Origin of the sequence: Streptomyces sp. F001 (genome assembly GCF_004187715.1) — a bacterium.
In the GTDB taxonomy this organism is placed as follows: Bacteria; Actinomycetota; Actinomycetes; order Streptomycetales; family Streptomycetaceae; genus Streptomyces; species Streptomyces flavusporus.
Genome location: NZ_QZWF01000010.1, coordinates 86,179 through 110,271, shown reverse-complemented (window position 1 = coordinate 110,271; position 24,093 = coordinate 86,179). Strand labels below are relative to the sequence as shown.

Below are 24,093 nucleotides of genomic sequence, written 5' to 3'. Positions count from 1 at the left end.
CAGGCTTTGGCGCCCCGGAGGCGAACCGAGCCTGAAAAGACAGCCTGTCGAGTGAGGAATGGGCGCATGCCTGAGTTCGCGTACACCGATCTGCTCCCCATGGGAGAGGACACCACCCCGTACCGGCTGGTGACCTCCGAGGGTGTCTCCACCTTCGAGGCCGACGGGCGGACGTTCCTCAAGGTCGAGCCGGAGGCGCTGCGCAAGCTGGCCGAGGAGGCCATCCACGACATCCAGCACTACCTGCGCCCGGCCCACCTCGCGCAGCTGCGCCGCATCATCGACGACCCGGAGGCGAGCGCGAACGACAAGTTCGTCGCGCTGGACCTGCTGAAGAACGCGAACATCGCGGCGGCGGGCGTGCTCCCCATGTGCCAGGACACCGGCACCGCGATCGTCATGGGCAAGCGCGGCCAGAACGTCCTGACCGAGGGCGGCGACGAGGAGGCGCTGAGCCGCGGCATCTACGACGCGTACCTCAATCTGAACCTGCGCTACTCGCAGATGGCTCCGCTCACCATGTGGGAGGAGAAGAACACCGGCTCCAACCTCCCCGCGCAGATCGAGCTGTACGCCACCGACGGCGGCGCCTACAAGTTCCTGTTCATGGCCAAGGGCGGCGGCTCCGCCAACAAGTCCTTCCTCTACCAGGAGACGAAGGCCGTCCTGAACGAGGCCTCCATGATGAAGTTCCTGGAGGAGAAGATCCGTTCGCTGGGTACGGCCGCCTGCCCGCCGTACCACCTGGCGATCGTCGTCGGCGGTACGAGCGCGGAGTACGCGCTGAAGACCGCGAAGTACGCCTCCGCGCACTACCTGGACGAGATCCCCGCCGAGGGATCGCCGCTCGGCCACGGCTTCCGGGACAAGGAGCTGGAGGAGAAGGTCTTCGAGCTGACGCAGAAGATCGGTATCGGTGCGCAGTTCGGCGGCAAGTACTTCTGCCACGACGTGCGTGTGGTCCGGCTGCCGCGGCACGGCGCGTCCTGCCCGGTCGCGATCGCGGTCTCCTGCTCGGCCGACCGCCAGGCGGTCGCGAAGATCACCGCCGAGGGCGTCTTCCTGGAGCAGCTGGAGACGGACCCGGCGCGCTTCCTGCCGGAGACGACGGACGAGCACCTGGAGCAGGACGGTGACGTCGTACGCATCGACCTCAACCAGCCGATGGACGACATCCTCGCCGAGCTGACCAGGTACCCGGTCAAGACCCGCCTCTCCCTCACCGGCCCCCTGGTCGTGGCCCGCGACATCGCCCACGCCAAGATCAAGGAACGGCTGGACGCGGGCGAGGAGATGCCGCAGTACCTGAAGGACCACCCGGTGTACTACGCGGGCCCCGCGAAGACCCCCGAGGGTTACGCGTCCGGCTCCTTCGGACCCACGACCGCCGGGCGTATGGACTCCTACGTCGAGCAGTTCCAGGCGGCGGGCGGCTCCAAGGTGATGCTCGCCAAGGGCAACCGCAGCAAGCAGGTCACCGACGCATGCGCGTCGCACGGCGGCTTCTACCTCGGCTCCATCGGCGGCCCGGCCGCCCGGCTCGCCCAGGACTGCATCAAGAAGGTCGAGGTCGTCGAGTACGAGGAGCTCGGCATGGAGGCGGTCTGGAAGATCGAGGTCGAGGACTTCCCGGCGTTCATCGTCGTGGACGACAAGGGCAACGACTTCTTCCAGGATCCGGCGCCTCAGCCGACGTTCACCAGCATCCCGGTCCGGGGTCCTGGCCTCGGCTGACCCGCGAACGGTACCCGCAGCCGCAGCAGAAAGCCCCTGAAATCCGCCGCCGTCGGTCAGGGGCTCTCTGCCGTCGACTCCCCTGCTCGCGTCCGGCGGACGCCGGGAGCGCAGCGTGGGCACGTCAGGTCGGCTTGGAGCATGGTCACTTTCGTGGTGCGCTCTGTCCTGAACCATCCGGCTCAGTGCCGGTGACGGGCTGACAGGTCTGTGTGGCCGGACGGCCTTTCAGCCGCGTGTCCAGCCACGCCGCGATGTCGGGATAGGCGGCGTCGAGCAGAGTGTTGTGGTCGGCCTTGGGATAGGTGTGGTACTCCACGACGTCGCCGAGGGCGCAGAGATCTCCGTCGAGGCGATTGGTTGCCCCCGGTGTCACGTCGGTGTCCGCACCGCCCTGCAGCAGCAGGATCGGCGCGGCAGAACGTTGACGCGCCGGATGAATGTCCTTGAACCACTGGTACAGCGTGTGGTTGCGCGCCCACTCCGGATTGCCGAGGTGCTGCAGGCGCTGGGTGAGGGTTGCCAGATGGTAGACGAGCTGGGGGTAGCAGAGCCGTTCCGCGGTCGGCATCTGCGCCATGACCTCTGGCGACACCAGATCCGTGTATCGGATGCTCTTCGGTGCGTACTTCTTCGCTCCCACCGCCATGTAGGCCAAGTACCCGACCGCGCCCGCGGTGGCCGGCCCGTCGGGGGGCGGCGGCGAAGACATGTCGTCCGCGAACTCCGCCTGGTAACTGCTGGGTGCGAGCGGGACGGTGCCGAGGAACTCCAGGTCCGGCGCCCTGCGGGCGGCCAGTTCGTCCACTCCGAGAACGGCTTGCCCGCCTTCCGAGTGGCCCACCGCGAACCATTGCCGTCCCAGCTGCGGCGACACCTTTCGCGCCGCCTTGACGCTGTCGATCACTGATCGGGCCAGGGTGTACAGCTGCATGTAGTTGTGCAGCTGTCCGGGAAAGCCCAGCCCCGGGTAGTCGGTGCCGACGACCGCGTACCCATCCCGCAGAAGGCGGGCGACCATGTCCCCATATTCATCGGACGCAGACGGATAGAGATTCGGGTACCGCGAGGGAGCGCAGTCCGGCCCGACACCCGAAGTGCCGTGGCCCCATGCGACTACTGGCCACCCACCGCTGGGAGCCCTGCCCTTCGGGATCATCAGAAAACCAGTCACCGCGACAGGCTTCCCGTGGACTCCGTCTGAGCGGTACATGATCCGCATCGCCCGAGAACTCGCTTTCCGCAGCGGCTCGGTGACCTTCATCGGCTCGGTGGCAAAGACATCTCCACCCGCTGTCTCGTCCAGCTCCTGACTGCTCGGATACCGGTAGAAGTCCGACCGCCGGACATCCGCATGCGCCGCCCCACCGGCCGCCCCCGGTACCGCGGTCACGACCACGACACTGAGCCCGAGACAGGAAAGCTTTCGCCAGAACTGGCGCCCCCGTCCGGTTCCCCGCCCTCCGCGGCCGTTCGGCTTCCATGAGCCTCCTTGCGGAGGCTGCGGTATCCAGCCCGGACTGTCAGTCTTCTCGTCCTGCCGTCGTGCCATGATCTACCACCTTTTGTGAGACAGGTGCCATCACGGCATTGACCAAACAAGAAGCCGATGAAAGCCGAAAAGGCACCTCATCCCCCGTTCGGCGGCACAACACCACCCCAGCAGCCGTGTCGGAACCCTCACACGAAACTGCGGAGCACGCATGAGTGGCAATCCGGGCTGCAGGCTCGAACGGCCCACCCAACCGGCCTTCGGCAGGCGCCGGCCGACCGCACTGCCTACCGTCACCCGTGAGCGCGGCTTCCCGGCCACGATCATTCTCGGCCGACGAGATGACCAGGCACAGAAAGCCGAAGACTCGCAGGCACTGCCATCGGACAGGGGCGCCGGGCGCGCCAAAGGAGGTCGGCAATGGTGACGCGACAGCAGTGGGCTCGCCGGGCGCGAAGAAGAACCCACCGCACGGTAGGGGCCTGCGTGCTTGTCGCGGGGTGCGTCATCGCCAGCTCCGTGCCCTCGGCCGCGGCGAATCCGCGAGGGGACTCGTCTCGCTTGTGCGCGACGGAGCCCGTCCCCCGTCCGAAAGCCCCCCCCCCGATCCTGTCGGGCAGCGATGTGTGGAGTTTCGTCTCCGAGCCGGAACTTCGCCCGATGCGAGTGACTGTGACCGCGAACAAGCCGGGGGCGGCTCCTGGCGACATCTTTGTCGCTCCGTTCAGCGCTGACAGGATGGTCGGCCAGACCGGCGCACTGATCAACGACGACTCCGGCGATCCGGTCTGGTTCCGCCCCTTGCCCTCCGCGAACCTCCAGAACGCCGACTTCAGGGTTCAGACCTATTACAACGCTCGCACGCACAAAACACAGCCGGTGCTCACCTGGTGGCAGGGAACCCTCGCCCTGCCGCCGTGGTACACGAACCTGCCGGCGGGTGCGCCGGAACCAGGCGGGTGCTACTACATCTACGACACCCGCTACCGCCTGCTCACAACGGTCTTCGCCCATCACGGCTACTACCCGGACGAACACGAATTCACCCTGACCCGTAGGGGGACGGCGCTGTTCATCGCATCCAAACCGGTGCCCATGGACCTCACACCCTATGGCGGCCCGCAGAACGGATCCATCCTGAACAGCGAGATCCAGGAGGTCGACCTCGCCACGGGGAGACTCCTCTATTCGTGGAGCGCGCTGGACCACATCGACCCCGCCGATTCCGAGGAGTCGGTCTCCAGTGCGTCGTCATCCGGCGGAGTGTGGGACGCCTTTCACATCAACTCGGTCGACGAGGGACCCGACGGCCAGTTGCTGATCTCGGCCCGGAACATGTGGGCGGTCTACAACGTAGCCAAGAGATCCGGGAAGGTGCGCTGGCAACTCGGGGGGAAGAAAAGCGACTTCACCTTCGGCCCGAACGCGGACTTCTACTGGCAGCACGATGCCCGGTTCCGGCCGGGAAACCGGATCAGCATGTTCGACGACGGCTGCTGCGACCTGCCGGACGGCGCGCCCGAACAGCAGTCACACGGCCTGGTCCTCAGCCTGGACTTCCGCAACCGCAGGACGACCGCGGTCAAGACCTACTACCACGAGCCGCCGTTGTACTCGCCGACCCAGGGAAACACCCAGGCCCTCCCCAACGGCAACGAATTCATCGGATGGGGTCAGAGCCCGTACTACTCGGAGTACGGGGGAGCGGGGAACACCGAGGGCAACGGCTCGCACAACCTGCTCTACGACGCAAAGATGCCCGGCTCCAACATCTCGTACCGGGTGTATCGGAACGAATGGGTCGGCAAGCCGTACTACCCGCCGAGCGCGGCGGCACGGAGCAGCGGCGGGCACAACATCGTCCACGCCTCCTGGAACGGCTCGACGCAGACGAAAGCGTGGCAGGTGCTCGCCGGACCGAACGCCCACTCCCTGTCGGTCGTCGTCAGACACGCCAGGCGGTCCGGATTCGAGACCGCCGTCGCCACGAACGCCCCGGGACCGTACTTCCAGGTCAGGGCCCTGGACGCGACCGGGAAGGTCCTCAGGTCCTCCCGGGTCGTGAAACTCGACAGCGTCCGGTGAAACCCCCGTGTCGTAGATCACTCACACACCGCAACCAAGCCATCTCGGCCCGCCCGCCCAAGTGGCCCCGTCCCGGAACATCGCCGCCCCCCGGATCGCTATACCCGGTATGAGCGAATACCGCATCGAGCACGACTCCATGGGCGAGGTCCGGGTCCCCGTCGACGCCAAGTGGCGGGCGCAGACCCAGCGGGCCGTCGAGAACTTTCCGATCTCTGGGCAGCGGATCGAGCGGGCCCACATCGAGGCCCTGGCGCGGATCAAGGGCGCCGCCGCCAAGGTCAACGCCCAACTCGGGGTGCTCGACAAGGACATCGCCGAGGCGATCCAGGAGGCGGCCGCCGAGGTCGCCGAGGGGCGGTGGGACGAGCACTTCCCCATCGACGTGTTTCAGACAGGTTCCGGTACCTCGTCCAACATGAACACCAACGAGGTCATCGCCACCCTCGCGACCGAGCGGCTCGGCCGGGACGTCCACCCCAACGACCACGTCAACGCCTCGCAGTCGTCCAACGACGTCTTCCCCTCCTCCATCCACATCGCCGCCACCGCCGCCGTCACCCGCGACCTCGTCCCCGCCCTCGAACACCTCGCCGCCTCCCTCACCCGCAAGTCGGAGGAGTTCGCCGACGTCGTGAAGTCGGGGCGGACGCATCTGATGGACGCCACGCCGGTGACCCTCGGCCAGGAGTTCGGCGGTTACGCCGCGCAGATCCGCTACGGCATCGAGCGGCTCCACGCCTCCCTCCCCCGCCTCGCCGAACTCCCCCTCGGCGGCACCGCCGTCGGCACCGGCATCAACACACCGCCCGGTTTCTCCGCCGCCGTCATCGAGGAGGTGGCCCGCGCCACCGGGCTGCCGCTCACCGAGGCCCGCGACCACTTCGAGGCGCAGGGCGCCCGGGACGGGATCGTGGAGACCAGCGGCCAGCTGCGGACCATCGCCGTGGGACTGACGAAGATCGCCAACGATCTGCGGTGGATGTCCTCCGGGCCGCGCACCGGGCTCGCCGAGATCGCGCTGCCCGACCTCCAGCCCGGCTCGTCGATCATGCCGGGCAAGGTCAACCCGGTCGTCCCCGAGGCCGTCCTGATGGTCGCCGCCCAGGTCACCGGGAACGACGCCACCGTCGCCTGGGCGGGTGCGGCCGGCAACTTCGAGCTGAACGTCATGCTCCCGGTGATCGCGAAGAACGTCCTCGAGTCCATCCGGCTGCTGTCCACCGCCACCCGTCTGCTCGCCGACCGCACCGTCGACGGCATCACCGCCGACCGGGAGCGGGCCCGGGAGTACGCCGAATCGTCACCGTCCGTGGTCACCCCCCTCAACAAGTACATCGGGTACGAGCAGGCCGCCAAGGTCGCCAAGAAGGCGCTGGCCGAGCGGAAGACGATCCGCCAGGTCGTCCTGGAGAGCGGCTACGTGGAACGCGGCGACCTCACCGTCGAACAGCTCGACGAGGCTCTGGACGTCCTGCGGATGACGCATCCGTAACGAGGTGTTCCGGCACGTGACCGGCGCGTGAACCGTGACGCGCGCCGCAGCGTCGTATGTCAGTGACACCTAATATCTGTGCATGGCGGACGACGGAGCGGTGAGACGCGTGGAAGCGGGCGGAGCAGCGGCCTTCTGGGCGCCCGGGAGCCGGATCCTGTGGCGGTACCGGGAGAACGGCGGCGACCGCTTCCACATAGCGCGCCCCGTCACCGTCGTACAGGACGATGCCGAGCTGCTCGCCGTCTGGATGGCGCCCGGCACGGAGTGCGTCAGGCCGGTGCTCGCGGACGGTACGCCGGTGCATCAGGAGCCGCTGAAGTCGCGCTACACCAAGCCGCGGACGGTGCAGCGCGACCGGTGGTTCGGTACGGGTGTGCTGAAGCTGGCGCGGCCGGGTGAGCCCTGGTCGGTGTGGCTGTTCTGGGAGCCGGGCTGGCGGTTCAAGAACTGGTACATCAATCTCGAGGAGCCGTTGGTGCGGTGGGACGGCGGGGTGGACTCCGAGGATCACTTTCTCGACATCTCCGTGCACTCCGACGGCAGTTGGCACTGGCGGGACGAGGACGAGTTCGCGCAGGCCCAGCAGGACGGGCTGATGGACGCCCCGTCGGCCGCGCGGGTCAGGGCGGCGGGGCGGTCCGCGGTGGAGGTGATCCGCGCCTGGGGGCCGCCGTTCTCGGACGGCTGGGAGCACTGGCGCCCCGATCCGTCCTGGTCCGTCCCCCCGTTGCCGGACGACTGGGATCGTACGCCCGTGCATGTGTCCTCATGAGACCCTTGATGCGCCCCGGGGCAAGAAACGTAGGATCGTCCTCCGCAACCGCATCAAGCATGGTCGGTGCGCAGCAACGTCGTTGAGGGGTGGTGGCCGGGTGGCGGGCGGGAACGCGGCGACAACTCCTGGAGTTCGCACTGTGCTTGACCACATGTCACCGAGGGGCGGCAGGACGTGAGCGAGGGGTACCAGGGCAACACCCGTGCGGGCCACGATCGGTCCGCCGGCGGCACAGGAACAACCTCTGACCACGCGGGAAACCCGTTCCTGGGGCACGTATTCCGGGTATCGGGATTCCTGCGGGACGAACTGCACGCCCCGGACGGATGGATGCGACACGCGTGACGGAGCAGCCGACCTCCTTCGAGCGCCCCCAGCCGGGCGTCGACCCCGCGGATCCTCGCGGGGCGTTCCTGCGTTCCCAGGCGCCCGCACCGCACGCCGGTGCCACCGCCTTACCCGCGCAGGCCCGCAGCACCGGCGAGACGCCCTCGGGCACGTCGGTGACGCCGAGCGACGGCGCCGGCCCCGAGCACTCCCAGCCGGCCGCCGCCGAGACCGACACCCACCGCCCGCGCCCCACGTCGGAGGCCATCCCGGCGCAGCCCGGTCTCGAGCCGGAGCGTTCCGGCCCCGGCGGCAAGGAGCGGCGCACCGGGCAGGTGACGCCGCCCGGCCGGCCCACTCCGATGCGGCGGGACGGGGACCGGCTGCGGTTCGTGGGTGCCGCGACCCGGCGGATCGCCCGCGGTATCGACCTCGACGAGATCGTGATGGGGCTGTGCCGGGCGACCGTGCCGACCTTCTCCGACGCGATCCTCGTCTATCTGCGCGACCCGCTGCCGGTCGGCGACGAGCGGCCCACGGGCCCGGTCGTGCTGCGGCTGCGCCGCACCGACCGCATTCCGGAGGAGCGGGACACCGAGGGCGGGTTCCAGCCCGTGCTCCAGCCGGAGCCGTCGGAGCTGTCGGCGCTGACCGCCGAACTGTGCGAGGTGCTCCCCGGCGGCGCACTCTCCGAGGTGCTGCGCGGGGTGCGGCCGGTGTTCGCCGACGCGCCCGCCGCCCGTGCCGCGCTGCCCGAACTCCTCGGAGAGGACGGCGAGTCGGTGATCCCGGGCGGCCAGCGGGCCATCCTCGCCCCGCTGCGCGGCCGTCGCCGGGTCATCGGCGCCGCGGTCTTCCTGCGCCGCCCGGAGCGGATCCCGTTCGAGGCCGACGATCTGCTGGTGGCCGCCCAGCTGGCCACGCACAGCGCGCTCGGCATCGACAAGGCCGTGCTGTACGGGCGGGAGGCATACATCGCCGACGAGCTGCAGCGCACCATGCTCCCCGAGACCCTGCCGCAGCCGACCGGCGTGCGGCTGGCCTCGCGCTACCTGCCGGCCGCCGAGACCGCGCGGGTCGGCGGCGACTGGTACGACGCCATCCCGCTGCCCGGCAGCCGGGTCGCCCTCGTCGTCGGTGACGTGATGGGCCACTCCATGACGTCCGCCGCGATCATGGGCCAGCTGCGCACCACCGCGCAGACGCTGGCCGGCCTCGACCTGCCGCCGCAGGAGGTGCTGCACCACCTCGACGAGCAGGCCCAGCGGCTCGGCACCGACCGCATGGCGACCTGTCTGTACGCCGTCTACGACCCGGTCACGCACCGCATCACCATCGCCAACGCCGGCCATCCTCCGCCGGTCCTGCTGCACCTGGGCGGCCGGGCCGAGGTGCTGCGGGTGCCGGCGGGCGCCCCGATCGGTGTCGGCGGCGTCGACTTCGAGGCCGTGGAGCTGGACGCCCCGGCCGGAGCGACCCTGCTCCTCTACACCGACGGACTGGTCGAGTCCCGCCTGCGCGACGTGTGGACCGGCATAGAGCAACTGCGCGAGAAGCTCGCCGCGACCGCGCAGCTCACCGGCCCCGACCATCCGCCGCCCCTCGAGGCCCTGTGCGAAGAGGTGCTGGACATGCTCGGCCCCGGCGACCGGGACGACGACATCGCGCTGCTCGCCGCCCGCTTCGACGGGATCGCGCCGAGCGATGTGGCGTACTGGTCCCTGGAGCCGGAGGAGATGGCCCCTGGCAAGGCCCGGCGGCTGGCCCGCAGCGCACTCGCCCGTTGGGATCTGGAGGAGCTCACCGACCCGGTGGAGCTGCTGGTCAGCGAGGTCGTCACCAACGCTGTGCGCTATGCGTCACGGCCGGTCACGCTGCGGTTGCTGCGTACCGACGTGCTGCGCTGTGAGGTCGGCGACGATGTGCCGCAGCTGCCCCGGCTGCGGCAGGCGCGCCACACCGACGAGGACGGACGCGGGCTGTTCCTGGTGAACCGGCTGGCCCGGCGATGGGGGGCGACACGGCTCAGCACCGGGAAGGTGGTCTGGTTCGAGCTGAACCGAGGGTGACCCACCGAACACTCTCGGAATTACACCGGAATTAGACCCCGTCCAAATGTTGCCGACTTCCTGTCGGCGGGGTTGACTGGCCGGGTGACCGGGTCACCCGGCCCGACGTCCGGCGGGAGGATGCTCTTGAACCCTCCCTCTGACTCGGCAGAGGGATTCCTGGCTCACGCCGCTCGGTCGCTCTGCGAGTGGCCGAGGCTTACACGATCAACACCAGCCGGGTTGGAACCAGCCCGGTGTCCCCGACCTCAGCGACCGTGGCGGGGACGGGCGTCCGCCTTGGCAACGATTCACCGATCCGAGTAACCGGTCTTCCCCGGGGAGGACAAGTGACGCAGGCACCCCAGCAGGTTCCGTACACCACGAACAACCACGGCATCCCGGTCGAGAGCGACGAGCACTCGCTGACCGTGGGCTCCAACGGCCCGATTCTGCTCCAGGACCACTACCTCATCGAGAAGATGGCCCAGTTCAACCGGGAGCGGGTCCCGGAGCGGGTGGTGCACGCCAAGGGCAGTGGCGCATACGGAGTCTTCGAAGTAACCAACGATGTCAGCCAGTTCACCAAGGCCGACCTCTTCCAGCCGGGGAAGCGCACGGAGATGCTGGCGCGTTTCTCCACCGTCGCCGGTGAGCTCGGTTCCCCCGACACCTGGCGCGACCCACGTGGCTTCGCCCTGAAGTTCTACACGGAGCACGGCAACTACGACCTCGTCGGCAACAACACGCCGGTCTTCTTCGTCCGTGATCCGCAGAAGTTCCAGGACTTCATCCGCTCCCAGAAGCGCCGGCCGGACAACGGGCTGCGCGACAACAACATGCAGTGGGACTTCTGGACCCTCTCCCCCGAGTCCGCGCACATGGTGACGTGGCTGATGGGCGACCGGGGCGTTCCGAAGACGTACCGCAACATGAACGGGTACTCCTCCCACACCTACATGTGGGTCAACCGTGGCGGCGAGAAGTTCTGGGTCAAGTACCACATCAAGACCGACCAGGGCATCGACTTCCTCACCCAGGAGGACGCGGACCGCATGGCCGGCGAGGACGCCGACTGTCACCGCCGGGATCTCTTCCAGGCCATCGAGCGGGGCGACCACCCGTCCTGGACCATGCACGTACAGGTGATGCCGTTCGAGGACGCCCCGGACTACCGGTTCAACCCGTTCGACCTGACCAAGGTGTGGCCGCACGGCGACTATCCGCTGATCGAGGTCGGCCGGATGACCCTGAACCAGAATCCGGACGACTACTTCGTCCATATCGAGCAGGCCGCGTTCGAGCCGTCCAACATGGTGCCGGGCGTCGGGCCGTCGCCGGACAAGATGCTGCTCGGCCGGCTGTTCTCGTACCCGGACACGCACCGCTACCGGATCGGCCCCAACTACGCCCAGCTGCCGCCGAACCGGCCTCGCTCGCAGGTGAACTCCTACGCCAAGGACGGACCGATGCGCTACGAGCCCGCGAACACCGGTGCGCCGTACGCGCCGAACTCGTACGGCGGGCCTGCCGCGGACGTCGAGCGGTTCGGGGACATCGCCGGGTGGCAGACCGCCGGTGAGATGGTGCGTGAGGCGTACAAGCTGCATTCCGAGGACGACGACTTCGGGCAGCCCGGCACGATGGTGCGGCATGTGCTGGACGACGCGGCCCGGGACCGGCTCGTGTCCAACGTCAGCGGCCACCTGAAGAACGGTGTGACCCGGCCGGTGGTCGACCGGGCCCTGCAGTACTGGCGGAACATCGACAAGGAGATCGGGGACCGGATCGCCCACAACGTCAATGGCGCCTGATCCCCCGACAGCGAGAGGGGCGCCCGGCGAAACGCCGGGCGCCCCTCGTTCACTCCTCCTCGCCCGGCTCCACCGGATCCAGCGTGATGTCCCCGTCCGGAGGCCTCGTCGTCGGCGTCTGCGTCGGGGTCTGGGTCGGGGTCTGCGTCGGTGTCTCGGTGGGGGTCTGGGTCGGGGTCTGCGTCGGCGTCTCGGTCGGGGCTTCGGATGTCGGGGCCTGGGTCGTCGGCTCCTGCGTGGGGTCTGGGTGGGCGTCCGGCTCGGGGTGCGGGTCGGCTGGACGGCCGCGCCCTGGTCGGTGTCCAGGTCGAATCGGGTGACCTCGCCCATCGCGCCGAAGGTGTACTGCGCCCAGATCATGGCGGGGAAGTCACCGCCGTTGACGCGTTCCTCGCCGCCCGCGCCGTAGAGCGAGGACTGCGCGTACGTCTTGGCGTCCTCACCGAAGACGCCGACCGAGGTGACCAGTTCGGGCGTGTAGCCGGTGAACCAGGCCGACCTGTTCTCGTCGGACGTACCGGTCTTGCCGGCGACCTGCTGGCCGTCGCGGGCCGGGTTGTCGCGCACGGAGCGCCGGGCCGTACCGTCGTCGACCACGCCCGTGAGCACCGAGGTGACCGTGTCGGCGGCCTCGGGGCTGATGACCTGCTCGCCGATCGGGTCGGGCATCTCGACGGGGGTGTCCTTGTGCTTGGCCGAGGCCACGATCGCCGGGGTGACCTTCTTGCCGTGGTTGTCGAGGGTGGCGTAGACGCCGGCCATCTCCAGCGGGCTCGCGCCCATGGTGCCCAGGGTCTGGGCCGGCACCGACTGGAGGTCCTTGGCGTCCATGCCGAGCTTCTCGGCGACCTCCATGACCTTGTCCATGCCGACGTCGACGCCCATCTGCGCGAAGACGGAGTTGATGGACTTGTTCATCGCCGTCTGCACGGTGACGTCGTCGTAGTCGACGTCGTCCTCGTTCGGCGGCGCGAAGCCGACCTTCTTTCCGTCGTCCACGACCGGGCGCTTGCTGTCGCCGTCGTAGATCGTGTCGGCGGTGATCGGGGTGCCGTCCTGGGTCTCGGCGCCCTCGTCGACCGCCGCGGCCAGGATCAGCGGCTTGAAGGTGGAGGCGGGCTGGTAGTCGGTGCGCGTCGCGTTGTTCGTGAAGTGCTTGACGTAGTCGACGCCGCCGTACATCGCGAGGACCTTGCCGGTCTTCGGGTCGACGGAGGCGGCGCCGGCCTGGACGTCCGCGTCGACCTCCCGCTCGTCCGGGTCGAGCTTGCTGGTGAGCTGTTCCTTGGCCGCCTTCTCGAGCTGGGTCTGCTTCTTCTTGTCGATGTTGACCGTGATGGTCCAGCCGCCCCGGTCGATCTTCGTCAGGGCTTCCTCCAGGTCGGACGCCGAGCCCTGGTCGACCAGTTGCCTGGCCAGTTCCTGGTTGGCCGCCTTCACGATGTAGCCGTTCTGGCCCTCCATGCCGGGCGCGGCCTTGGGCTCCTTCGGCACCGGGAACTTCATGCCCTGGCGCTCGCCGGAGTCCAGCCAGCCCTGCTCGACCATGTTGTCCAGGACGTAGTTCCAGCGCTCCTCGACCAGCTGCTTGCCCGTCTCGGAGGCGACCGCCCAGTCGTACGAGCTCGGTGCCTGGAGCAGTGCGGCGAGGTACGCCCCCTGCGCGACGGAGAGGTCGCTCGCGTCCACCTGGTAGTAGGCCTGCGCGGCGGCCTGGATGCCGTAGGCGCCACGGCCGTAGAAGCTGGTGTTGATGTAGCCCGCGAGGATGTCGTCCTTGGACTTCTCGCGGTCCACCTTCAGGGAGATCACCAGCTCCTTGAGCTTGCGGGTGACCGTCTGTTCCTGGGTGAGGTAGTAGTTCTTGACGTACTGCTGGGTGATCGTCGAGCCGCCCTGCTTGCCCTTGCCGGAGAGGGTGTTGAGCAGGCCTCGGGCCGTTCCCCTGAGGTCGACGCCGGAGTCGTTGTAGAAGGTCTTGTTCTCGGCGGCGACGAAGGTCCGCTGGACCTCCTTGGGGACCTGGGCGAGGTCGACGACCTCGCGGTTGACCTTGCCGTCGCGGGTGAGGGTCGTGCCGTCGCCGTACTTGTAGACGTTGCTCTGCTCCTGCGCGAGCGCGTTCCCCTTGGGGATGTCGATCACCAGGTACAGCACGATGAAGCCGCCGATGCCGAGCAGGCAGAGGCCGAGGAACGTGCCGAGGACTTTCTTCCAGGTGAACAGCCGGCGTATGCCGCTCTTCCCGGTTGTGCCCGCGCTCGCCGCCCGCGACGAACGGCGGCGCGTCGGTGCCGCGCGGTGGCCACCGCGCTGTCGCGCTCGTCTCTCTTCCGCTCGTCCCATGAGTCCGTCTGCTCCGCTTCGTTGTCGGCTGTCACTGCGGTGCCCGGTGCAAGTCGGCTCAGAAAGCTAACACCGCTTTCTATGACCAAGTCCGACTGATTCGGTCTTTTACGGGCGTGACAATCAGCACCCATCCCAACGGAACCGACGTTCGAGTGGGGGTTGAGGTTGCCGTGGGAGGGTAATGTGATATCACTTAGCTAGAACTGAGCTAGACGGGAATCAGCTCCACCGAGAACGGGGGGAACCACCCATGACCACGCACGACTCCGCACCCGACGTCCCCGAGATGCCCGAACCGCGGGTCCGCGAGTTCACCGCGCACAGCATCGGCGGCGGACTCGCCCTGCTCCTGGGCCTTATAGGGCTGCTGGCCGGCATCGGTATGGCCGTGTCCGCCTCGGCGGTCTCGGGGGGCGGCGCGAAGGCCGCACTGATCATCGTCGGCGTCCTCGTCGGCATCTCCTCCTTCGTCGCCATGTGCGGGCTGAACATGGTCGCGCCGGGCGAGGCCCGGGTCGTCCAGCTCTTCGGGCGCTACCGGGGCACGATCCGGCAGGACGGCCTGCGCTGGGTGAACCCGCTCACCTCCCGCACGAAGATCTCCACCCGTGTCCGCAACCACGAGACCGCGGTCCTGAAGGTCAACGACGCCTACGGCAACCCGATCGAGCTCGCCGCGGTCGTGGTGTGGAAGGTCGAGGACACCGCGCAGGCCACCTTCGAGGTGGACGACTACATCGAGTTCGTCTCCACACAGACCGAGGCGGCGGTCCGGCACATCGCCATCGAGTACCCGTACGACGCCCATGACGAGGACGGCCTCTCGCTGCGCGGCAACGCCGAGGAGATCACCGAGAAGCTCGCCGTCGAGCTGCACGCGCGCGTGGAGGCGGCCGGCGTGCAGATCATCGAGTCCCGCTTCACCCACCTCGCCTACGCACCCGAGATCGCCTCGGCGATGCTCCAGCGGCAGCAGGCCGGGGCGGTCGTCGCGGCCCGGCGGCAGATCGTGGACGGGGCGGTCGGCATGGTCGAGGCGGCGCTCGCCCGGATCACCGAGCAGGACATCGTGGAGCTGGACTCCGAGCGGAAGGCGGCAATGGTCTCCAACCTGATGGTGGTGCTGTGCGGGGACCGCTCCGCGCAGCCGGTCCTCAACACCGGGACGCTCTACCAGTGACGGCTCCCTCCGGGGGTTCAGCCCCTCAGCGTCGGCCGCAGCAGCGCAAGCAGGTGCTGCTGCGGCTGGACCCGTCGGTGTACGAGGCGCTCGCGCGGTGGGCGTCCGACGAGCTGCGGTCGGCCAATGCGCAGATCGAGTTCCTGTTGCGGCGCGCTCTCGCGGAGGCAGGCCGGCTGCCGGGCGACACCGGTCCGATGCCTCGCCGGGGTCGTCCGCCCGGGGGCTCCGCCCCCAGACCTCCGTCGACCTGAACGGCCTCGTCCTCACGCGCCGGTCGGCTGTAGCAGAACCGTGACAACAAGCTCCGACCTGCACGGCCGTACACCCCGCCATGACCTGCACACCCGGCGTATACATGCGACGTATACACCCCGTGTAGAGTCCTTGGCATGTCCATCGGTCACACCCTCCTAGGGCTCCTGGAGTCGGGCCCCCGCCACGGCTACGACCTCAAGCGGGCCTTCGACGAGAAGTTCGGTCAGGACCGGCCGCTGCATTACGGCCAGGTCTACTCGACGATGTCCCGCCTGCTGAAGCACGGGCTCGTCGAAGTCGACGGAATCGAACCGGGCGGCGGGCCCGAGCGGAAGCGGTACGCCATCACCGACGCCGGGATCACCGACGTCGAACGGTGGCTCGCGACGCCGGAGAAGCCCGAGCCGTACCTTCAGTCGACCCTCTACACCAAGGTCGTCCTCGCGCTGCTCACCCGGCGCGACGCCGCCGAGATCCTCGACACCCAGCGCTCCGAGCACCTGCGGATGATGCGGATCCTCACCGACCGCAAGCGCAAGGGCGACCTCGCCGACCAGCTGATCTGCGACCACGCCCTGTTCCACCTCGAGGCCGACCTGCGCTGGCTGGAACTGACCGCCGCGCGCCTCGACAAGCTCGCGGAGGCGGTGGCCAAGTGACCGCTCCCTACGGTTCCCTGCTCGTGGCCGAAGGGCTGCGCAAGACGTACGGTCCCACGACCGCTCTCGACGGCGCCGAGTTCTCCATCCACCCCGGCGAGGTCGTCGCCGTGATGGGCCCCTCCGGCTCCGGCAAGTCGACGCTGCTGCACTGCCTCGCCGGGATCGTCACGCCCGACGAGGGCTCGATCCGCTACGACGGCCGGGAGATGGCCACGATGAGCGACGCCGAGCGCAGCGCGCTGCGGCGCTCGGAGTTCGGGTTCGTCTTCCAGTTCGGCCAGCTCGTGCCCGAACTCACCTGTGTCGAGAACGTGGCCCTGCCGCTGCGGCTGAACGGCACGTCCCGCAAGGCCGCCGAGCGTACGGCGCTGTCCTGGATGGAGCGCCTGGAGGTCGACGGCATAGGCAAGAAACGGCCCGGTGAGGTCTCCGGCGGTCAGGGGCAGCGGGTCGCCGTGGCGCGGGCGCTGGCCACCGGTCCGCGGGTGCTGTTCGCCGACGAGCCGACCGGCGCGCTGGACTCCCTCAACGGCGAGCGCGTGATGGAGCTGCTGACGGATGCGGCCCGCTCCACCAACGCGGCCGTCGTCCTGGTCACGCACGAGGCGCGGGTCGCCGCCTACTCCGACCGCGAGATCGTCGTACGGGACGGGAAGTCCCGGGACATGGAGCGCGTCGTATGAGGCTCCGTCAGTGGTCCAGGGATCTGGCCATGGGCGTCGGGTTCGCGTTCACCGGGCGGGGCGGCTGGGTGCGGGCGGTGCTCACGGCGGTCGGCGTCGGGCTCGGCGTGGCGCTGCTGCTGCTCACCACCGCGCTGCCGAGCGCGCTGACCGCCCGGGACCAGCGCGAACAGGCGCGCACCGACTTCACGTTCAGCGACACGACGCCGCCGAAGACGGACGCCACCCTGCTCATCGCCAACGTCGGCACGACGTACCGCGACGACGACATCCGCGGCCGCGAACTGGAGCCGGAGGGTGCGAAGGCTCCGCTGCCGCCGGGGGTGGCTCAGTTCCCGGCGGCGGGCGAGATGGTCGTGTCCCCCGCGCTGAAGGACCTGCTGACGTCGGCGGACGGGGCGCTGCTGCGCGAGCGGCTGCCCGACCGGATCGTCGGCACCATCGCCGAGCCCGGTCTGGTCGGCTCTCACGAACTCGCCTTCTACCGGGGCGGCGAGGGGCTCGCGTCGAAGCTCGACGGCGGCCGGGTCGCGCGGATCGAACGGTTCGGGGAGGAGATTCCGGGCACGTCCGAGCCCTGGGACCCCGTCCTGCTCCTGCTGATCCTGGTCGTCTTCGTGGTGCTGCTGATGCCGGTGGGTGTCTTCGTCGCCGCGGCCGTACGGTTCGGCGGGGAGGGGCGCGACCGGCGGCTCGCGGCGCTGCGGCTGGTGGGCTCCGACCGTCATATGACCCGCCGGGTCGCGGCGGGCGAGGCACTCGCCGGGTCCGTGCTGGGCCTGGTCTTCGGTACCGGTTTCTTCCTGATCGGCCGTGAGATCGCGGGCTCGGCCGAGGTGTTCGAGGTCAGCGTGTTCCCCAGCTACCTCAACCCCTCTCCCGCGCTTGCCGCACTGGTCGCTCTCGCGGTCCCGGCGGCGGCCGTCCTGGTCACCCTGTTCGCCCTGCGCGGTGTGGTGATCGAGCCGCTCGGCGTGGTCCGCACGGCGAAGCAGCGCCGCCGCCGGCTGTGGTGGCGGCTGCTGCTGCCGCTGGCCGGCCTCGCGATGCTGGCCCCGATGATCGGCCAGGGCGGCGACGGCGGCGATTTCAACCAGTACCTGGTCGTCGGCGGTGTGATGCTGCTGCTCATCGGCGTCACCGCGCTGCTGCCCTGGATCGTCGAGGCGGTCGTCGCCCGGCTCGGCGCGGGCTCGGTGTCCTGGCAACTGGCCGTCCGCAGGCTCCAGTTGAGCAGCGGTACGGCGGCCCGCACGGTCAACGGCATCGCGGTGGCCGTGGCCGGCGCGATCGCGCTGCAGATGCTGTTCGCCGGTGTGGAGGACGACTTCACCGTCGAGTCCGACCAGGACGTCTCGCGGATCCAGATGCAGGTGTCCGTACCGGAGGGCATGCCGCTCACCGAGGCCGCGGAGGAGTTCCGGCGGACCGAGGGGGTGCGCAGGGTGTACGCGTACTCGGAGGGCTATCTGGGCGAGCGGCGCTCGGATCCCGAGCTCAGCACCATGGTGACCGTGGGCGACTGCGCCTCGCTGCGGGAGGTGGCGAAGCTGCCGTCCTGCCGTGACGGTGACGTGTTCGCCGTGTCGGGCGCGGAATACGACACCGACACGGACACCATGGCCAAGCCCGGCCGGACGGTGTACTTCGACCCCACGTACGAGGACAGCCCGAAGGGCGCGGAGACCGCCTGGACCCTGCCGGCCGTGAAGCGGGCGAAGGCGGCCCTGGACATGACCGGGGGCGAGCGCGGCGGCCTCCTCGTCACCCCGAAGGCGCTGCCCGCGGCGGCCCTGGAGAGCCTGACCGGCCAGGTCTATCTCCGCCTCGACGAGTCCGTGCCGGACGTACGCGACCTGGTACGCAACACGGCGGCGGCCGTCGATCCGTTCGCCGAGCCCATGCTGTGGGTGTCCAGCCAGCGCTCCGACCGCTACGAGAGCATCCGCACCGGCCTGCTCGTCGGCGCCACCTGCGTCCTGGCCCTCATCGGCGCGAGTCTGCTGGTCTCCCAGTTGGAACAGCTCCGCGAGCGCAGGAAGCTGCTGTCCGCCCTGGTCGCCTTCGGCACCCGGCGCCGCACGCTGAGCCTGTCGGTGCTGTGGCAGACGGCGATCCCGATCGTGCTCGGCCTGACCCTGGCCTCCGTGGTGGGCCTCACCCTGGGCGCGGTACTGCTGAAGATGACGGCCACCCCGGTGAGCATCGACTGGGCGAGCGTGCTGGCCATGACCGGCATCGGCGCGGGCGTGGTCCTGCTGGTGACGCTGCTCAGCCTGCCGCCGCTGCTGCGGCTGATGCGCCCGGAGGGCCTGCGCACCGAGTGACTCAGTGGGCGCCGTCCCCCACCTGTACGGGCAGCGGCCGCAGTGCCTGACGCAGTGCGGCCGCCAAACTCTCGCATCCGCCTCGCGCGCTGCACCTGACACCCGGGGGCCCGCACCAACCGAGTCAGTCGCCCCCCTCCACCACCCGTACGGGCAGCGGCCGCAACGCCTTGCGCAGTGCGGCCGCCAGCTCCTCGTACTCACCGCCGCGCGCCGCACCGGTGCGCATGGCCAGGGCGATGCGCCGGGTCGGCGCGGGGTCGGCGAAGTAGCCGGTGAGGAGCTGGTTGCTGCGGCTCGTCTCGACCTTGACGGCGGTACGCGGCAGCAGGGTGCACCCGAGCCCACCGGCGACGAGCTGGACGAGGGTGGACAGCCCGGCGGCCGTGGTGGTGACGGGCGCATCCTCACGCCCCGCCTCCCGGCAGATGTCGAGGGCCTGGTCGCGCAGGCAGTGCCCCTCGTCGAGCAGCAGCAGATTGAGCTCTCTGAGCGCCTCGCGCGGAATCCCCTCCCGCCCGCCGAGCCAGTGGTCCAGCGGCGTGACGAGCACGAAGTCCTCGTCGAACAGGGGCAGTTCCGACACTCCCGGCACCCCGAGGGGCACGGCGAGCAGCAGCAGGTCCAGCCGGCCCGAGGTGAGTCCCTCGAGGAGATTGGCGGTCTGCTCCTCGTGCACCTGGAGGTCGAGGTCGGGATAGCGGTCGTGCACCAGCCTCAGCACGGTCGGCAGGAGATAGGGCGCGACGGTCGGAATGACGCCCAGCCGCAGGGCCCCGGTGAAGGGCGCCCGCACCGCCTCGGCCTCCTCCATCAGGGCCCCCACCTCACTCAGCACCGCCTTCGCCCGTACGGCCAGCCGCTCGCCGGCGGGCGAGAGCAGCACCTTGCGGGTCGTACGCTCGAGGAGGGTGACACCGAGGACCTCCTCCAGGGCGGAGACGGCGCCGGAGAGGGCGGGCTGGCTCATGCCGATCGCGGCGGCGGCGTCACGGAAGTGCAGATGCTCGGCCACGGCGGCGAAGGCACGCAGCTGGGCAAGACTGGGCTGTCGCCTCTTACTCACGTTACCGACAGTCACTGATAGCTCCCTCCGATCAACCCGACCGAGTGTAGCTATTTCCGTAATCAATGCGCGTTGTGCCACGATCACCAACGTCCAACCCCATGGGAAACGCCCACACAATGGGTGTTTCTTCGCTGCAAGGAGAGCTAGTGCTCACTGTCGGTGACAAGTTCCCCCAGTTCGAACTGACTGCCTGCGTCTCGCTGGAGCAGGGCCGGGAGTTCGAGAAGATCAACCACAAGACCTACGAGGGCAAGTGGAAGGTGATCTTCGCGTGGCCCAAGGACTTCACCTTCGTGTGCCCGACCGAGATCGCGGCCTTCGGCAAGCTGAACGAGGAGTTCGCCGACCGCGACGCCCAGGTCCTCGGCTTCTCCGGTGACTCCGAGTTCGTGCACCACGCCTGGCGCAAGGACCACGACGACCTGCGTGACCTGCCGTTCCCGATGATGGCCGACTCCAAGCACGAGCTGATGCGCGACCTCGGCATCGAGGACGAGGAGGGCTTCGCCAAGCGGGCCGTCTTCATCGTCGACCAGAACAACGAGATCCAGTTCTCGATGGTGACCGCCGGCTCGGTCGGCCGTAACCCCAAGGAGGTCCTGCGGGTCCTCGACGCCCTCCAGACGGACGAGCTGTGCCCGTGCAACTGGAGCAAGGGCGACGAGACCCTGGACCCGGTCAAGCTGCTGGCCGGTGAGTGACTGACATGTCCCTCGACTCCCTGAAGTCCTCGATTCCGGACTACGCCAAGGACCTGAAGCTCAACCTGGGCTCGGTCATCGGCAACTCCGAGCTGCCGGCGCAGCAGCTGTGGGGCACGGTGCTGGCGACCGCCATCGCCTCCCGCTCCCCCATCGTCCTGCGCGAGCTGGAGCCGGAGGCCAAGGCGAACCTGTCGCCCGAGGCGTACACGGCGGCGAAGGCGGCGGCCGCGGTCATGGCGATGAACAACGTCTTCTACCGCACGCGCCACCTGCTGTCCGACCACGAGTACGGCACCCTGCGCGCCGGCCTCCGGATGAACGTCATCGGCAACCCCGGTGTCGACAAGGTCGACTTCGAGCTGTGGTCCTTCGCCGTCTCCGCCATCAACGGCTGCGGCATGTGCCTCGACTCGCACGAGCAGGTCCTGCGCAAGGCCGGCATCGACCGCGAGGTCATCCAGGAGGCCTTCAAGATCGCCTCCGTCGTCCAGGCGGTCGGCGTCACGCTGGACGCCGAGGCGGTCCTGGCCGAGTAGCCGGACCAGACTCCCCGCGTGCGGGCCCCGTTCACCTTTGTGGTGGGCGGGGCCCTGTCCGTTGCCGCGGGAGCCTTGCGGAGACGGTCAGTGCGCGTCCGACGGGGGATTGGGCGGCGAGGGAGCGATGGACGTCGCCGTCGCGCCGTGCGGCTGAGGGGAGTTCCGTAGCGCCTCCTGGGAGTACGACCGCAGATAGCCGACCACCGTGTTGGTCACCGCCACCAACGGCACCGCCACCACCGCGCCGCCGATCCCGGCCACCAAGCCCCCGGCCGTGACGGACAGCACCACGGCCAGCGGATGCACCCGCACCGCCCGCCCCAGAATGAACGGCTGCAGGATGTGCCCCTCGATCTGCTGGACCGCGAGGACGACGGCCAGCGTCATCACGCCCGTGAAGACGCCCTGCGTCACCAGCGCGACCACGACCGCCAGCGCCCCGGACACCACCGCACCCACCAGCGGGACGAAGGCGCCGAGGAAGATCAACACGGCGAGCGGCACGGCCATCGGGACGTCCAGGAAGTAGATCCCCAGGCCGATGAAGATCGCGTCGATCAGCGCCACCACCACCGTGCCGCGCACATACGCCGTCAAGGTCCGCCAAGCCCGAGGTCCCGCCCCGGCGACTCCCGACCGCGCTGCCGCCGGCACCAGCTTCAGCGTCCACTGCCAGATGCGCGGCCCGTCGTAGAGGAGGAACAGCGTCGAGAAGACCGCGAGCAGGATCCCGGTCAACGCCTCGACGACGACCGTCACGCCCTCCAGCCCTGCGGACGTGATCTGTTCGGTGTTCGCCCCGACCGCCTCCCGCAGGTTCTCGGCGATGTCGTTGATCTGCTTGTCGGTGACGTGGAAGGGGCTGGCGAGCAGCCACCGGCGCAAGTCGTCGATGCCGTCCTGGATCTGGTCGGAGAGGTTGTCGATGTTCTCCATGACCTGCCAGGTCACGAACCAGCCGATGAGCCCCATGACGACGAAGCCGAGGATCGCGGTGAGCACCGTGGCCGGCCCGCGCGGCACCCCGTACCGCCGCAACCGCGCCACCGTCGGCTGCAGCAGAGCAGTGATGAACAGCGCCGCGACAAAGGCCAGCACCAGCAGCTGTACGGCACTGATGACCCGCATCAGCACCCACAGCGTGCCCGCCAGCACCAGCAGCCGCCACCCGGCCTCCGCGGCGACCCGCACACCCCACGGCACGGCCTGCGCCGGATCGGGCCGGACGACCGTCGGCGCGGCGGCGCCCTCGGCGGGTACGGACGCCTGCGCGGCGGCCGCCGGCTCGGGCTCGGGCTCGGCGTGCTTCTTCTCCGCCTCGGCCCGGCGTTCCTCCCACCGCTGGCCCATGTCTGCCAGCCGGGTTCCGAGCCGGCTCAGCCACTGTGGCACTCGCGACATGATCCGTCCCTTTTCCCCGTCTGTCCCCACCGCTCCCCCCTGGAGTCGTCCCTTCAGACCGTACATGGCCGAAGCCCCTCACCGAAGGACGGTGAGGGGCTCGGAAAAGTTGAGCGGGGGTCGGCTCAGTACCAGTTGTTGGCCTGCCAGAACGCCCAGGCGTCGCAGGGACTGCCGTAGCGCTCGTTCATGTAGTTGAGGCCCCACTTGATCTGGGTGGCCGGGTTGGTCTGCCAGTCGGAACCGACGGAGGACATCTTGGAACCGGGCAGCGCCTGGAAGAGGCCGTAGGCACCGGAAGAGGGGTTGACCGCCCGGTAGTTCCAGTCGGACTCGTGGTCCACGATGTTGCTGAAGCACTGGAACTGCCCGCTCGGCACCATCGAGGCCGCCATCGACTGGATCTCGGCGATGGTGTACGAGCTCTGGACGGCGAAGTCGGACGCGTCCCGGGCGGCGTCGCGGCTGGCCGCCTGCTCCGCCTCCTCGCGCTCCTTGGCTTCCTGGGCCGCCTTCTCTGCCTTCTCGGCGGCTTCCTTCTTCGCGATCGCGGTCTCGGCGGCCGCCTTGCGGGCCGCCTCCTCGGCGTCCTTCTTGGCGCTCGCGTCGGCGGCGATGGCCTGCACGTCGGCCTGCTGCGTCAGGGACGCGGTCTGCACCTGGGCCTGCTGGCCCGCGGGTATGTCCGCGAGGAGCGTCAGGTCGGTTGCCGCCGCCTCGGCGTCGTTGTTCTGCGCGGTGCTGCCCGAGGCAACGCCGACGACGCTTCCGACTGCGGTGACCGCGGTGGCGGAGGCCACTGCGAATCCCCGGACCGAAATCCGGCTCACACGGTTTCCTTCCAGCATCGCCCGCTTCGGTGACCCTGGCGGACGCAATCGTGCCCCTGGCACTGGCCTCCCCAACTGCGGGTCACGGGAGGCGCGGGCCCGGTGGGCAACTCCCCGCAGGGGAGCGCCGCATGGTGCTCGGGCGGCATACGACGGAGCTATGGAGTTAGCGGTGTTGCTTCTGTTGTGCCGTACCGCTGGGGGTACAGGTGTGTCGTATGCGGGGCCTGACAGGAGTGAGACTCTGCCGTAACCGGACGGCGGGTGGCAATTCTGAGTTGCGTGTGAAAGCTCACATCCCGTTTGGCCCTGGGATTT

General features: G+C 69.2%; 17 protein-coding genes and 1 pseudogene. 13 read left to right on the top strand and 5 right to left on the bottom strand.

Features of this window, described 5'->3' with window-relative positions:
* Positions 1–66: 66 nt before the first annotated feature.
* Positions 67–1,734, top strand: coding sequence for a fumarate hydratase (locus tag StrepF001_RS29560; protein WP_129801257.1), 1,668 nt, complete (start codon positions 67–69; stop codon positions 1,732–1,734).
* A gap of 145 nt (positions 1,735–1,879) precedes the next feature.
* Here StrepF001_RS29560 and StrepF001_RS45785 read toward each other — a convergent pair whose 3' ends face one another.
* Positions 1,880–2,893 carry an alpha/beta fold hydrolase gene (locus StrepF001_RS45785; protein ID WP_276322850.1) on the bottom strand — a complete coding sequence of 338 codons (1,014 nt, stop codon included), beginning with the start codon at positions 2,891–2,893 and terminating at the stop codon, positions 1,880–1,882.
* Between the two features lie 1,071 nt (positions 2,894–3,964).
* Between StrepF001_RS45785 and StrepF001_RS29550 the strand changes: the two genes are divergently transcribed.
* The 5 genes from StrepF001_RS29550 (at position 3,965) to StrepF001_RS29530 (ending at position 11,773) form a co-directional block, all read left to right on the top strand.
* A complete protein-coding gene (locus tag StrepF001_RS29550; protein ID WP_240797736.1) occupies positions 3,965–5,311 on the top strand; it encodes an arylsulfotransferase family protein in 1,347 nt (448 codons plus the stop codon).
* A gap of 109 nt (positions 5,312–5,420) precedes the next feature.
* A complete protein-coding gene (locus tag StrepF001_RS29545) occupies positions 5,421–6,806 on the top strand; it encodes a class II fumarate hydratase (RefSeq protein ID WP_129801254.1) in 1,386 nt (461 codons plus the stop codon).
* 82 nt (positions 6,807–6,888) lie between these two features.
* Positions 6,889–7,581 (top strand): DUF402 domain-containing protein, encoded by a 693-nt coding sequence (locus StrepF001_RS29540; RefSeq protein ID WP_129801253.1) that lies wholly within the window; start codon positions 6,889–6,891, stop codon positions 7,579–7,581.
* Positions 7,582–7,910: 329 nt separating this feature from the next.
* The gene (locus StrepF001_RS29535) at positions 7,911–9,980 is read left to right on the top strand and encodes an ATP-binding SpoIIE family protein phosphatase (protein ID WP_206306979.1); all 2,070 of its coding nucleotides are present in this window, start codon (positions 7,911–7,913) and stop codon (positions 9,978–9,980) included.
* Between the two features lie 329 nt (positions 9,981–10,309).
* Positions 10,310–11,773, top strand: coding sequence for a catalase (locus tag StrepF001_RS29530; protein WP_129801251.1), 1,464 nt, complete (start codon positions 10,310–10,312; stop codon positions 11,771–11,773).
* A gap of 49 nt (positions 11,774–11,822) precedes the next feature.
* Here StrepF001_RS29530 and StrepF001_RS29525 read toward each other — a convergent pair.
* A pseudogene (locus StrepF001_RS29525) lies at positions 11,823–14,119 on the bottom strand (transglycosylase domain-containing protein).
* 253 nt (positions 14,120–14,372) lie between these two features.
* On the opposite strand from StrepF001_RS29525, the gene StrepF001_RS29520 reads away from it, so the two are divergent.
* From StrepF001_RS29520 to StrepF001_RS29500, 5 genes are all read left to right on the top strand, one after another.
* Positions 14,373–15,302 (top strand): SPFH domain-containing protein, encoded by a 930-nt coding sequence (locus StrepF001_RS29520; RefSeq protein ID WP_129801250.1) that lies wholly within the window; start codon positions 14,373–14,375, stop codon positions 15,300–15,302.
* Positions 15,299–15,556: a hypothetical protein gene (locus StrepF001_RS29515; RefSeq protein ID WP_240797735.1), complete on the top strand. Its 258-nt coding sequence runs from the start codon at positions 15,299–15,301 to the stop codon at positions 15,554–15,556. The genes StrepF001_RS29520 and StrepF001_RS29515 overlap by 4 nt, the downstream gene beginning before the upstream one ends.
* Positions 15,557–15,694: 138 nt before the next feature.
* A complete protein-coding gene (locus tag StrepF001_RS29510; RefSeq protein WP_129801248.1) occupies positions 15,695–16,219 on the top strand; it encodes a PadR family transcriptional regulator in 525 nt (174 codons plus the stop codon).
* Positions 16,216–16,905, top strand: a complete 690-nt coding sequence (locus StrepF001_RS29505; protein WP_129801247.1) for an ABC transporter ATP-binding protein — start codon at positions 16,216–16,218, stop codon at positions 16,903–16,905. The genes StrepF001_RS29510 and StrepF001_RS29505 overlap by 4 nt, the downstream gene beginning before the upstream one ends.
* Positions 16,902–19,232, top strand: a complete 2,331-nt coding sequence (locus StrepF001_RS29500) for an FtsX-like permease family protein (RefSeq protein ID WP_129801246.1) — start codon at positions 16,902–16,904, stop codon at positions 19,230–19,232. Before StrepF001_RS29505 ends, StrepF001_RS29500 begins: the two co-directional genes overlap by 4 nt.
* A 124-nt stretch (positions 19,233–19,356) precedes the next feature.
* Here StrepF001_RS29500 and StrepF001_RS29495 read toward each other — a convergent pair whose 3' ends face one another.
* Positions 19,357–20,313: a LysR substrate-binding domain-containing protein gene (locus StrepF001_RS29495; RefSeq protein WP_129801245.1), complete on the bottom strand. Its 957-nt coding sequence runs from the start codon at positions 20,311–20,313 to the stop codon at positions 19,357–19,359.
* A gap of 134 nt (positions 20,314–20,447) precedes the next feature.
* Here StrepF001_RS29495 and StrepF001_RS29490 point away from each other — a divergent pair, with 134 nt between their 5' ends.
* Positions 20,448–21,002 carry a peroxiredoxin gene (locus tag StrepF001_RS29490; RefSeq protein WP_129801244.1) on the top strand — a complete coding sequence of 185 codons (555 nt, stop codon included), beginning with the start codon at positions 20,448–20,450 and terminating at the stop codon, positions 21,000–21,002.
* Between the two features lie 5 nt (positions 21,003–21,007).
* Positions 21,008–21,541, top strand: coding sequence for an alkyl hydroperoxide reductase (locus StrepF001_RS29485; protein ID WP_129801243.1), 534 nt, complete (start codon positions 21,008–21,010; stop codon positions 21,539–21,541).
* An 87-nt stretch (positions 21,542–21,628) separates the two neighbouring features.
* Here StrepF001_RS29485 and StrepF001_RS29480 read toward each other — a convergent pair whose 3' ends face one another.
* Both StrepF001_RS29480 and StrepF001_RS29475 read right to left on the bottom strand, forming a co-directional pair.
* Positions 21,629–22,945 carry an AI-2E family transporter gene (locus StrepF001_RS29480; RefSeq protein ID WP_129801242.1) on the bottom strand — a complete coding sequence of 439 codons (1,317 nt, stop codon included), beginning with the start codon at positions 22,943–22,945 and terminating at the stop codon, positions 21,629–21,631.
* A gap of 125 nt (positions 22,946–23,070) precedes the next feature.
* Positions 23,071–23,775, bottom strand: coding sequence for a transglycosylase SLT domain-containing protein (locus StrepF001_RS29475; RefSeq protein ID WP_129801241.1), 705 nt, complete (start codon positions 23,773–23,775; stop codon positions 23,071–23,073).
* Between the last annotated feature and the right edge of the window lie 318 nt (positions 23,776–24,093).